Origin of the sequence: Aquimarina brevivitae, assembly GCF_004216895.1 — a bacterium.
In the GTDB taxonomy this organism is placed as follows: domain Bacteria; phylum Bacteroidota; class Bacteroidia; order Flavobacteriales; family Flavobacteriaceae; genus Aquimarina; species Aquimarina brevivitae.
Genome location: NZ_SGXE01000001.1, coordinates 1,735,406 through 1,748,773, shown reverse-complemented (window position 1 = coordinate 1,748,773; position 13,368 = coordinate 1,735,406). Strand labels below are relative to the sequence as shown.

Sequence of the window (13,368 nt, the reverse complement as noted above, 5' to 3'; positions counted from 1 at the left end):
AACAAATCGCTTATCATTGCTGATAAGCGATTGTTTTTTAAGAATACATAACTAATAATTAATTATGTTATTACTATTCTAGTGAAAAGGTAATACCTGATCTGAGTTTTTATTCGCTACTAAAATTTCAGTTAAGTTTATAACCGTAGTAGCTGTATTAGATCCTGGTACGAAGTTAATCGCATCTAAATCATTCTTTACCGCATCTATAAATGATGGGATCACTGCAACTGTTCCAAGATCACCTTCGCTAACATTAGGATTCTGAAGGATTTCATTTTCGTGTATAACTAATTTTACACCCATATCCGCAAAACGCAATCCTTCTGCTATAAATACTTCTTGTCTTGTTCTGTATAACAATTCAAGAGCTGCATCTCCTAAAGTCATTGCAGTAACATCTGCAGAAGTTAAAGATGTTCCTGATACCGTTGGCACGTCAATGTTACCTGATTGTCTATCTAAAACTAACCCTGCTCTTCCATTTACAACAACAGATGGACTACTTGGTCTATCATCAAAAACTGATGAAGGATCTGGTCGTTGCTCAATAGAATCATCAATATTTCTAACTTCTCTAGTATCAATTAAGCTTAACAAATCCTGTAAATTATTTTGTGCAGCTAATAAATTACTATTTGCTAAATTAGATTCAGCTAATATTAAATATGCCTCTTCTGCTTTTAAATAATGTACAGATTGATCTCTATCTGGCGTTAAGAAAGAATATTTAGGATCTAAAAAATCTAAGGTTGGTAATGGCTGTAAATCATCAAAAGTACCTCTTTGATATAATGCATTCTCAAATAGATTAACAGGACCATTTAACTGATCATATTGTGCTGATCTTAAAAAGTCGTTATCCAATGCAATCGCATTTTGAGCCGCAGTAACTGCTTCTGTTTGGTTACCTAAATAGTAATTTGCTCTAGCCAATGCTAACCAATATTCTGGTTGTGGATTTAATGCAATTGCAGTTTCAAAAGATGCAATGGCACTCGCTAAATTATCAGCAGAGGACACAGGAACTCCTAACTCTTCTTGTGGAAGTGCAGAAAAATACATTCCTGCATATAAATAAGACATTCCCTCAAAGAAATTATACTCAGCTTCAGTGGCAGAAGTATATTCTGAATCACCAGGCCCAACCTGATTTAGTCCAAACTGAGCAGCTACGCGAATTCTAGCAATTCTAAACTGTGTATCTCTCATATCCGGATCATCGATACGGATTTCTAAGTTATCCAAAAATTGACTAAAAAATGTTTGCGTATTTACATAGTTATCCGACCCTAACTCGGATAAAATAAGTATTTCATTTAAAGTTAACGCCATTTCTCGTTCTAATCCAGCCAACCAAATTAATGATGAGTTGGGTTGTCCTACGATCGACGACTCTGACAAGTTCGGGTTCTCTACTGAAGTAAAATCAGTAGCATTTTTTAGGTCATCGGTACACCCAAAGAGTAACCCGATAGCCATTATATATATTGATATTTTTTTCATTTCGATCATTTTTATTCTTAGAATTTAAATTTAAGAGATGTCATATAGATTCTAGGTGCAGATTCTGTACCGTAAGCAAAACCACCACTAGCAAAACCATTTTGAGCACCAATACCTGATCCTGTTGTTTCAGGGTCAAAGTCACCTGCTGTCCAGTTAAATGGATTTGTTACTGTAAATCCAACAGTTACATCTGAGAATATCGCTAATTTATCTCCGAAGGAATAACTCGCTCCAATATTTCTTATTTTAACAAAGTCATTATCAAATACGAAATAATTAACGTAGTTAAAAGGATTTGTTGTTCCTACCAAATCATCAGGGATTCCTGTATTGTCAACCCCTCGTAAGTGTCTTAATAAGAAACTTAGATCTACGATTTTTCCACCAAATTGATAATCTCCTGTCATGAATAAGTTAAAATTCTTGTAGGAATAGTTCAGTCCAAAAGAACCGAAATTAGGTGCAAATGTATCACCTAAAGCAGTATTTGGTGTAAAGGTATAGGTTCCATCACCATTAGGTGTTGCAGCCGTACCTCTTAAATACCCTAAACTTTGCCCTTCTTCTACCCAAGAACCGATTACTGTAAATCCACCAACATTAAATGCAGGTGCTCCACCCGTACTGTTTACAATGTTATCATTGGTGTTATACGAAGCGTTAATGCTTAAATTGTGGTCTTGTGTTCTAATGATGTCAGCATTAAAGGCAAATTCCCATCCTTTGTTTTCAATCTCACCAATATTCTGTACTTGGTTAAACTGACCAGACGATGGAGGCGCACCCGGTGTAAATAATGCATCTTCAGTAATAGCTTGATATCTAGTTCCGCTAAAATTCAAACGGTTATTAAAGAATCCTAATTCTACACCAAATTCTGTAGATTTCACAATTTCAGAACGTAAATCATCGTTACCTGGATTGTTAAATATAAATGAAGGTAAACCTAAATACGGATTTAAATTAAATGTTCTGTCCTGAGAAAAAGGTTGTGCAAAGTTGGTTGCTTCACCATAGTTAGCTCTTAACTTAATAGATGAAACCACCTCACGGATACCACTATCATAATAGAAATCATGGTCAGAAATATTATAAGTAATACCTACTTTAGGTAAAAGTAATGGATCACTATTCTTACCTGCAGATGTGTTTTGGTCTAATCTTCCACCAAATTCTAAGAAAGCTACGTCGTAGATCCCTATGTTTTCAAGGAAATATAGACCATAGTTAGCATTTTCTAAAACAAAGTCATCAGAAGTTACTGTTGGATAGAATCCCATATCTGTGGTTCCATCAACACCTCCAGAACCATTCACAAAGTACTGTCTGTCTGTCGTTCTAAAGAACTGACCTCCTACGATAGTAACAAAGTCAAAATTTTCTAGACTTGCATTATACGTGAAGTTTAAGTCAGAAGTTAATGTAAACGCCTTTCTTAAAGTTCTTGATAAGTTTGCTTGATCTGTTGTTCCTGGATTAATCGCTCCAATAGCAATTTGAAATGCATTAGTTTGGTAGTTTTGTTGTACTACATCTCTAGAATCAATACCTACAGTTAAGTTAGCATCAAAACTATCACTGAATTCATAAGTGAATTTATTTGAATTCGTAAAACGGTTTACCGTACTGGTAATATCAACGGTTTCACCGATTCGGTTGGATCTATCCAATTCTGATTGCCATTGCGCATCCGATAACTCATCAAGGTTTCCTCTACCCCCTCCTTCAAAAGCAGAGAATCTAGAGAAACTTGTATTCGCATTATAATCTAGGTTGTATTCAAATCCAACGTAAGAGAAGGATCCCTGATACTTCAGCTTATCAGTAACCTGAGCTCCTAATCCAAAAGAAAGGTTTCTTCTAACCTGCTCATTTAATTGGTTAAAGGAGTCATCAGAATAAATACTTCCTGAAAAGTTATAGGTAACTTTTTCATTACCTCCGTTTAAACCTAATTTATACTCTAAAGATAATCCTGGCTCAAATAAAGCCTCAGCTGTTCTTTCATACTTAAGGAAGTCTTCAGTAGCATTAATGATACCTACTCTTGATTCAAATGTAATGGTAGGCTTTCCTTTTGTTCCTTTCTTAGTAATAATTTGAATTACACCATTTGCGGCGTCTGCACCATATAACGTAGTCGCAGCACCCCCTTTAATGTATTCTATCTTTTCAATAGATTCTACAGGTATATCTGCCAAAGCAGAAACGTTAGCACCCCCAGTTCCAATACCTAACTGTGGATTGGAGTTCAAGTTATCCACTCGAATTCCATCTACAATTACTACTGGTGTTGCCGAAGTAGAAGCAGAAATAGGTCCTCTAGTTCTTACAATCGACGCAGTACCAGGCTGACCAGAACTCAATCTAATTTGTGCACTAGGCGTAGTAGATTGTAACAATTGGTCAATCTGATTGGATGGTAATTTATCAACTTCATCTGCTGTTAACACATCAACTGTTGTTGACAATTTTCTTTTTGCAATACCAGATCCCTGACCTGTAATTACAACTTCCTCTAAAACCGATTCCGATGCATTTAATTGAATATCAATTGTATTGCTATCTGCAACTACCACTTCCTGGTTTTCAAAACCTAAATAACTAAATTGTAGTACAGCGCCTCTATTAGCTTTGATCGTATAGAGACCATCAAAGTCAGTTTGAGTACCTGTATTAGTGTTTTTCACAATAATGTTAACCCCTGGCAATGGTATACCTTTGCTATCGGTAACCGTACCGGAAATCGTTTTTTCCTGAGCGAATGCAATGCCTGCAAATAAGAAGCAAAGCATCAACAATTTGTAACGATGTACTTTCATAAAATAATAAATAAATATTTCAAAATTAGACTTAAATAGTAATATTAGTGTGTTACTTTACTATTCCCCTTTTTTATAAAGAATGGACAAGTTATGCTGTAAAGGCTAACTCAACTTTTCTTTATTGTAATAAAAACAAAGTTATGGAAAATTTTATACTTGTCCATTCCTTCGCAAATGAAAGTTATTTAAGGTATCTAAAAGGTAAACCCTACCTATTTTTACCTCTTTTTAACTTTTTTTTAAGATTAATTCATACTGATTTTTGATCTTATATATTCGGTTGGCGTAATATTACAATATCGTTTGAATGACTTATTAAATGTCACTTTATTGTTGTATCCGACCTCATATGCTACATCTATAATATTTACATCATTTTCACTTTTAAATATCTCTTTTGCTTCTTCAATCCTATACCTATTGATCAATTCAAAAAAGTTCAAACCAAAACTTTCATTGATTATTTGAGAAGTGCTATTTCTGGATGTACCTAATAAATTTGCTAGCTTTGGAAGCGTAAGATCATTTATTCGATATACTTTTTCCTCATCCATAAGAAATAGCAGCTTTTTCTTCAGCTCCTTAACCTGAGTTCTGGTTAAATTAGACTTTTTATATTTCTTACTAGAAACCTTCCTATTAGAAGGAATCTTTGTTTTATTTTTTACGATATCTCCAACCCCTTCATTAAGGCTAATTGCAGGAATTGGTGCAATATTCAATTCTTTACCAGATTTATCATCAAATTTAATTGATCTATTAGTCGTCGATATAGCTGTAAAATTTAATGTTGAATAATAGCTTATATAAAGCACTATTAAAGACATAGAAATGATTTGTAAATGAAAGAAGAATCCCTTCAGAAACACATCTTTTAAGAGTAATACATAAATTGTATATGAAACTAAATAAAGCAAACTAAAAATTATGATATGCTTTTGCCATCTCCTTTGGCTACTCGTAAATTTATACTGCTGTTTTTGTGACTTAAGAAAAAGTCGAATCGCCATAGCTGCATAAATACCTATCGATAATACCTTAAGACCAGCGATTAATTCCATAAATGGTCTTTCATTGTTAAGTATCATGAGCAGCTTTTCCTCTTCAGGTAAACTATAAACCGGAAAGAGCAAAATGATAAAAAGCAGTGTCGGTGCTAGATGAATGAGATCAATCTTTCGAAACGTATAACCTTCTAACGTTCTCTTAAAATAAAAATAGATAATTGGCCCGTAAAGAAATGAAAAGGCTGCTGTTATATATAAAGCGTGAGGAAAACGGTAATCGTAATTAGCCATATAAGCACTAATCCTTATTATAAACAGCGAATGAAGCATCAAAAAACTAGCAATAAGCAACCTGGCTATTAAATCCCCACCTTGTTTCAGGATCAAAACAGAAAAAACAAAAATTCCAATAAATCCAACATACAAACAAAACAATGACCAGAAATCAACCTTAACAAAGTATTTGTCTTTCAATAAACGAAACGACTTATCCTCTTGCATTGCATCAAAAGCTGTGTTATTTATGAAAGAAATATCAGCATTTGATTTTATATAGTTTTCTAGGTAGTATGCTGTTTTTTCTGCATTACCAAGTTTAGCGTTATATAAAGCTAATTTTTTATAGTTCACTTCTGGCTTTATGCTATTACCATTAGCCTTAAGATTAGCAGCATCAAAAGAGTCGTTTGGAATTTCCACCGGGTTGGCGGAAACCATATTTACAAAAAAAAGAAAGCAAAGCCATAAACAAAATTGTAACAGCGGTGTTTTATAAAAAATGAACTTTATTTTCATAGTGCATTAAAACAAGTCCCTAAAATTAATCTAACTTGACTTTGTGTCCCATAAACTTTAACACGTAAAAAAAATTGTTGTGCTTAATTTAACAAGAGAACTAAAAACGTTAACATATGTTTAAGTGGTTGCTTTTTAAAAAATCTTCAGTCTGTAATTGTGCTTTAAAAGATATACTCTAGTATCAATTGATCGTTATATATCTTAATTGTATGCTTTTTGAAACCTTGACACTTGTTTAAAAAGAAATCAGAAAAATTAGTTTTGTACTTTCAGAATTGAGCTCAACAGCGTTTTGCTTCTTCCCAGAAAACATCCATCTCTGCCAATGTCATGTCTTTTAAACTTTTATTTAGTTCTTTAGCTTTCTGCTCCAGATATTGAAATCTCTTTATAAATTTTTTATTGGTTCGCTCTAAAGCGCCTTCTGGATTGATTTTTAAAAAACGAGCATAATTGATCATTGAAAATAATACGTCTCCAAATTCAGCTTCAATTTTATCTTGATTAGCCTCCTCTATTTCGTGCTGCAATTCGTCCAACTCCTCTTTTAACTTTTCAAAAACCTGAGTGGGTTTCTCCCAGTCAAAGCCTACTCCTGCTACTTTATCTTGTATCCTACTTGCCTTAACTAAAGCTGGTAAGGATTTTGGAACACCTTGGAGTACACTTGTTTTTCCTTCTTTGAGTTTTAAGTTTTCCCAATTTCTTTTTACTTCTTCTTCATCCTTTACCTCTACATCTCCATAGATATGTGGATGACGATCAATCAACTTATCACAAATAGAGTTGGCAACCTCAGCGATATCAAAATCTTGTGTTTCGCTACCTATTTTGGCATAAAAAACGATATGCAATAAAAGATCACCTAACTCCTTTTTAACTTCCTGTAAGTCATTATCCAATATAGCATCGCCCAATTCATAGGTTTCTTCAATAGTTAGATGCCTTAATGACTGCAGGGTTTGTTTTTTATCCCAGGGACATTGCTCTCGTAATTCATCCATAATATCCAGCAGCCTATTGAATGCTTTTAACTGATCCGCTCTACTATTCATAACCAATAAAGTATTAAATTAGAATGGATGTCATTTTATTTTGCGTAATTCTAAATTCCGCAACCAAATCTTTTACTATATCAGCAGCAGGCTTAATATCATGGATAAGTCCCGATACCTGACCAATCTCCAGCTCTCCTTCTTCTAAATCCCCTTCAAACATGCCTTTCTTAGCACGTGCTCTTCCCAATAATGTTTTTAGCTCTTCAACCGATGGTCCTTTTTTGTACAATTCAATAACCTGGTTATAAAAATTATTTTTAAGCATTCGTACAGGAGCTAATTCTTTTAATGTAAGTGAAGTATCGCCCTCTTTAGCTTCAACCACCATCCTTTTAAATTCTGGATGAGAAGAAGCCTCTACACTAGCAACAAATCGACTACCTACTTGAACACCATCGGCCCCTAAAGCCATCACTGCATACATTGCAGCACCTGTAGCAATACCCCCTGCAGCGATTAATGGAATATTCACTTTTTCTTTAACCATAGGTATTAATGCCAATGTTGTTGTTTCATCCCTTCCGTTATGACCTCCTGCTTCAAAGCCTTCTGCAACAATAGCGTCTACACCTGCTTCTTGAGCTTTCAATGCAAATTTTACACTACTTACAACGTGTACTACGGTAATGCCCTTTTCTTTCAAAAAGGAGGTATATGTTTTTGGATTACCAGCAGAGGTAAAGACAATCTTCACGCCTTCTTCGATAATAATATTGATAATCTCTTCCAGATTTGGATATAACATGGGGATGTTTACTCCAAAAGGTTTTTGGGTTGCTTTCTTGCATTTTTGTATATGAGTCCGTAAAACATCGGGATACATAGATCCTGCTCCAATAAGACCTAAACCTCCTGCATTACTAACCGCACTTGCCAATTTCCATCCACTTGCCCATATCATCCCCCCTTGAACTATAGGATATTCAATATTAAAAAGTTCTTTAATTCGATTCATCTTTAATTGTGTTAGGTACTAATCGCAAACAAACTTAGCAGTTTAATTCTACAATAAAAAGGAATATTGTGGTATTAAAAATCCTGCGTACTGCAGGATTATTTGCATAAAATAAGATAAAAATTTTTAAGATATTACTCCAGAGCCAATTAACTCGTCACCTAAATACCAGGCCGCAAATTGTCCCTCTGTAATAGCACTTTGTTTATTTTGAAACTCAATGTATAACCCCTTTGATGTCATATACAAAGTAGCCTCTTCCAGCGGTTGTCGATATCTAATCCTTGCTTTAACTCTCATCTCTCCGCCAATGGTTAACTTAAGGTCTTGACGCACCCAATGTACTTCATCTGGTTGAATTAGTAATGCTTTTCTGTACAACCCTGGATGTTGTTTACCTTGTCCTGTATATATGGTGTTAGTCTCTACATCCGTATCTATGACAAATAAGGGTTCTGGAGTCCCCCCAACCGCTAATCCCTTTCGTTGACCTATGGTATAATAATGGGCTCCTTGATGTTTGCCTACAACTTTGCCATCTGCAAGAGTATAGGTATACTTTGCGGCGAGATAGTCCAGTTCTTCTTGCTTATTCGCAAAGGTGTTTGTAGTATCCTTAAATTGATCTTGTACTGCAGAAATCTCTACAATTTTTCCTTCTTTCGGTTGTAATTTCTGTTGTAAGAAATCTGGCAAGCGCACTTTTCCTATAAAACATAATCCTTGAGAATCCTTTTTCTCTGCAGTAATCAATCCTTGCTCTGAAGCAATTGTACGTACTTCAGATTTCAGCAGTTCACCCACCGGAAATAAAGTCTTTGCCAATTGCTCTTGAGACAACTGACATAAAAAGTAGGATTGATCTTTATTGGGGTCTTTGCCCGATAAAAGTTGATGTACTGCCTGACCATCTTTTTCTACAGTTTTCTTTCTACAGTAATGCCCTGTTGCCACGTAATCAGCACCAAGTGACAAGGCTATTTTTAAAAAAACATCAAACTTAATTTCGCGATTACAGAGCACATCGGGATTTGGAGTACGACCTTTTTCGTACTCATTAAACATATAATCTACGATACGTTCTTTATATTCTGCACTCAAATCTACCGTCTGAAAAGGAATACCTAACTTTTCTGCTACCAGTAAGGCGTCATTGCTATCTTCTAACCAAGGGCATTCATCAGAAATGGTAACGGAATCATCATGCCAGTTTTTCATAAATAATCCAATAACCTCATAACCTTGTTCTTTCAGCAAATAGGCTGCGACGCTAGAATCTACACCACCCGATAATCCTACCACTACTCTCTTACTCATCTAAATATGCTTCTCTTCATTATTTTTTACAAAATTAATCAATAAAATTAAAGCAATGTAACCACATTGCTTTAACTTTTCTTATCGTGATATTAGAAAGGATTATACTAATCTGATCCACCATTTGCTTGTGGAAATAATTTTTGTTTATCTAACTTTCCATTTTTGTAATATTTCCAAATCCCATCTTTTTTATTCTTTTTGTAGCTTCCTTGAATAATTAACTCCCCTTCAGTATCATAGTACATTGTAGGTCCGTGTAGTAAATCATTTTTATAGGTGTACTGTTTCATGAGTTTACCTTCTTCAGAATAAATCAAACGCTTACCTTCTCGTTTACCATCCACGTAGTAAGTTTCCTCCGTTAACTGACCATTATCAAAATATGTTTTCTGGACACCGTGAAGCTGGTCTGCTTTGTAGTTTTCAACCATCATCAGTTTATCAGAATTATTGTGATAATACTTCCATTCACCTACACGCTGTTTACCGATCATCTTACCCTCACTAATTACTTTTCCCTTAGAAGAAAAATAGGTTACGGATACAGAGTCCTTATCTTTAGTGAACAGCTTAATCGCAGTTGGTACATCGCCACTTGTAGGTTTATAAAATTTAAACTCTCCTACCTCTTTACCATGTTCAAATGTGCCTTGGTACCGTATTTGATCTGTACCTTCATATTTTTTCAACCATTCACCGTGTCTTTTACCATCTGAATCAAACTGATTATACTCTTGACCAATGATCAAAAAGCTAGTTAATAATGCAAAACAGAATAGATGTAATTTCATTTCCTTCTTTTTTTATAAAAGTAATCCCTTTCCTTTTAAATCAAAAAATATACCATACTTAGCTCACCATAGATGATCAATATCAAAACTAAACAGCAATTAATTAAATTTTGTTTAACTACATAATTTGTAATAGTAAACAAAATATTTTGTTTCTTTTGTGTTTATAAACAAAACTTAAAGAAATGAAATTTATTTTAAAACCACTTAAAGTCTTTTTAGTGTTGACTTTATTTTTTGGGATGTATGCCTGCGATGATGACGATAATGACAATGTAATTGAAATTGAAGCTAGCATATCGGCCTTAGTACAAGCAGACAATAATCTTGGTGCTTTAGCCGACGCCCTTTTCGAAGCTAATTTAATCAGCGAATTTGAAGGGACGACTGAATACACGCTTTTAGCACCTACGAATCAAGCATTTACTGCTTTTTTATTGGATAATGGTTGGGATAATGTTTCTGAAATCCCAGATGAAACTTTACGTAAAATATTACTTAATCACGTTATTCCGGGAACGTACCCTGCGTCTGAGCTTAATTCGCAAACAACTGGCTATTTAACTACTGCATCTAATGCAGGCCCTAATAATACCAATGTAAGCACGTTTTTTAATGCATTAAGTGGCGTTTCTTTTAATGGAGGAAGCAGCAATGGAGGCGCGACAGTAGACGAAGCCGATATTGTAGCGACTAATGGAATTATCCATATCGTGGATGCAGTTATCCAATTACCTGATGTAACCACATTTGCGGCAGCTGATCCGGAGTTTTCTACCTTAGTTTCTGCTCTTACTGATTCAACTCCAAGCACTGATTTTATTGGCATTCTATCCAGGGATGAAGGAGAATATGTGGATGGAATCAATCCGCCATTTACAGTTTTTGCGCCCATAAATTCAGGGTTTGATGCTATTACACTGCCAACCGAAGAAGGAGAGGTTGCTGCCATTTTACAAACTCACGTAGTTACTAATGCAAATCTGACTAGTGCTACATTAACAAATGGTACAGTCACTACACTTAATGGAGATGTTACTATTGATACTACAGGCCCTACGTTAGAAGGCGCAGGAAACACATCTGCCACTGCCATACTTACCACAGATATACAAGCTACCAACGGTGTCATCCACGTGATTGAAGAAGTATTATTACCTGCGAACTAATCACAACAGTTAATTACAAAAAGAAAAAGCCTGTCTTGCGACAGGCTTTTATTTTATTTCTTTTTTGCTTTTTGTTGCTGCTCTGCTTGCTCCATAAGCTCTTTCATTCGCTTTTGAAACTTACCTTGCTTTTTGGGTTTCTTTTTATTCTCCTGAATCTTAGCGTGAATTTTATCATCGTCAATAATTACATTTTTAATCACTAACATTATACCAATAGTAATTAAGTTAGAGACAAAATAATATAATGAAAGTCCACTAGCATAGTTATTAAAGAAGAACAACATCATTAAAGGAGACAAATACATAATAAACTTCATATTTGGCATACCCGGTTGTGTCTGCATATTTTGCCCCGTTGTCATCATCATATAAATGAATATCGCTATGGATGCCAGTATGGGAAATAAACTGATATGGTCTCCATAAAATGGGATGCTAAATGGTAATTGTGCTATGGTGTCATAACTCGATAAATCCTCAGCCCATAGGAAGCTTTTTTGACGTAGCTCAAATGCACTTGGAAAAAAGTTGAATAGCGCGTAGAACACAGGTATTTGCATCAAAGCTGGTAAACAACCACTCATAGGATTGACCCCTGCCTTACTATACAAAGCCATAGTTTCCTGCTGCTTTTTCATAGCATTATCCTTATGCTTTTCATTGATCTCATTGATCTCCGGACGCAATACCTTCATCTTGGCCTGAGACAAATAAGATTTATAAGTGATTGGTGATAATACGATACGAACTACGATGGTAAGAATTATAATAGCTATTCCATAAGGAAAAACACTTGTTAGAATATCAAAGAATGGTATAAATAAGTATTTATTAATCACACCAAAAATACCCCAACCCAAGGGAACTACCTCATCAAGGTTTCTATCATAATCATTTAAAATTCTATAATCCGTAGGACCGTAATACCAATCCATATTATAGCTTAATTCTCCTCCATTCAACTCTAATGGAATCGAGGCAGTAAAAGCCTTGGTAACTTTAATATCTTTATCTTCTAACTCGCTAGTGTTAGCAACATTTTTGGAGGTAAAAGCTGCTGTTTTAAACGGAGTGTCCGTTAATAAAATAGAAGTAAAAAAGTGTTGTTTAAATGCAATCCAGGATACATTATTCTCCTGGTCATCTGTAAAATCACTTTGTCCTAAATAATCATCTTTTCCATCTTCGTACTCATAGATCAACTCCGTATATCTATTTTCGTAAGATGCGCTTTTTGCGTGACGAATACCTTCAAGCTCCCAATCTAGATTAATTTTTTGACCACTATTGAACACTTGCTGTAGTCCTTGTGACCGTATCGTAAAGTCCACCATATATTCGTTGGGCTTCATTTCGTAACGGTACTCCAAAAACTGATCCTCTGCTACTTTCAGTTTCATAGAAAGGATGCTATTTTCGCCATTGGAAGTAAGCGATGGTTCAAAGTATAAATCTTGAGTATTTAATATTCTATTATCCGTAGTACCAAAATTGATATTGAAAGAGGCATTTTCTCCATCTTTTATCAAATAAACAGGAACAGAATCATAAGTTTTAAAGTTTTTCAGTAAAGCCTCATGAATATATCCACCCTTAGTTGCCACTTTTAAACGAAGTAATTCATTTTCTAAAACTGTATACTCCTTTGCTGCAGTCGCATATTTTGCAGAATAGGCAAAAGCTCCTAATTGTGTTTTTGCTTTTGCCAACCCTGTAGAATCCGAAACGTCAAATGTAGCCTCCTCAACTTTTTTTGTTTTTTCCTCTACAACCTTTTCTTCTTTTTGAGCTTCTACTTGCTCTTGCTTGGCTTTTTCAGCCTCCTTTAACTCTTCTTCTGATGGCTTGTTCATATACAACATACCGATTAGTATGATGAATATTAATCCAAAACCAATTATTGAATTTAGGTCAAACTTTTTTTCTTCCATGT

Annotated in this window: 9 protein-coding genes; 1 reads left to right on the top strand and 8 read right to left on the bottom strand. The window is 34.8% G+C overall.

Annotation, left to right across the window (positions count from 1 at the left end; all coding sequences use genetic code 11):
- Nucleotides 1-78: 78 nt before the first annotated feature.
- From EV197_RS07715 to EV197_RS07685, 7 genes are all read right to left on the bottom strand, one after another.
- Nucleotides 79-1,506: a tetratricopeptide repeat protein gene (locus tag EV197_RS07715; protein WP_130286142.1), complete on the bottom strand. Its 1,428-nt coding sequence runs from the start codon at nucleotides 1,504-1,506 to the stop codon at nucleotides 79-81.
- A gap of 17 nt (nucleotides 1,507-1,523) precedes the next feature.
- On the bottom strand, nucleotides 1,524-4,331 hold the full coding sequence (locus EV197_RS07710; RefSeq protein WP_130286141.1) for a TonB-dependent receptor domain-containing protein: 2,808 nt from the start codon (nucleotides 4,329-4,331) through the stop codon (nucleotides 1,524-1,526).
- A 248-nt stretch (nucleotides 4,332-4,579) separates the two neighbouring features.
- Entirely contained in the window at nucleotides 4,580-6,058 is a 1,479-nt protein-coding gene (locus EV197_RS07705) for a helix-turn-helix domain-containing protein (protein ID WP_207224192.1), read from the bottom strand.
- A gap of 362 nt (nucleotides 6,059-6,420) precedes the next feature.
- On the bottom strand, nucleotides 6,421-7,194 hold the full coding sequence (gene mazG / locus EV197_RS07700; protein WP_130286139.1) for a nucleoside triphosphate pyrophosphohydrolase: 774 nt from the start codon (nucleotides 7,192-7,194) through the stop codon (nucleotides 6,421-6,423).
- A gap of 13 nt (nucleotides 7,195-7,207) precedes the next feature.
- Complete coding sequence (locus EV197_RS07695; protein ID WP_130286138.1) at nucleotides 7,208-8,152, bottom strand: NAD(P)H-dependent flavin oxidoreductase; 945 nt, start codon at nucleotides 8,150-8,152, stop codon at nucleotides 7,208-7,210.
- Between the two features lie 126 nt (nucleotides 8,153-8,278).
- Nucleotides 8,279-9,469, bottom strand: a complete 1,191-nt coding sequence (gene mnmA, locus EV197_RS07690) for a tRNA 2-thiouridine(34) synthase MnmA (RefSeq protein ID WP_130286137.1) — start codon at nucleotides 9,467-9,469, stop codon at nucleotides 8,279-8,281.
- Between the two features lie 107 nt (nucleotides 9,470-9,576).
- Nucleotides 9,577-10,263: a toxin-antitoxin system YwqK family antitoxin gene (locus EV197_RS07685; protein WP_130286136.1), complete on the bottom strand. Its 687-nt coding sequence runs from the start codon at nucleotides 10,261-10,263 to the stop codon at nucleotides 9,577-9,579.
- A 185-nt stretch (nucleotides 10,264-10,448) separates the two neighbouring features.
- Between EV197_RS07685 and EV197_RS07680 the strand changes: the two genes are divergently transcribed.
- On the top strand, nucleotides 10,449-11,432 hold the full coding sequence (locus EV197_RS07680) for a fasciclin domain-containing protein (protein WP_130286135.1): 984 nt from the start codon (nucleotides 10,449-10,451) through the stop codon (nucleotides 11,430-11,432).
- A 53-nt stretch (nucleotides 11,433-11,485) separates the two neighbouring features.
- Here EV197_RS07680 and yidC read toward each other — a convergent pair whose 3' ends face one another.
- Nucleotides 11,486-13,366: a membrane protein insertase YidC gene (gene yidC, locus EV197_RS07675; RefSeq protein ID WP_130286134.1), complete on the bottom strand. Its 1,881-nt coding sequence runs from the start codon at nucleotides 13,364-13,366 to the stop codon at nucleotides 11,486-11,488.
- Nucleotides 13,367-13,368: the final 2 nt, after the last annotated feature.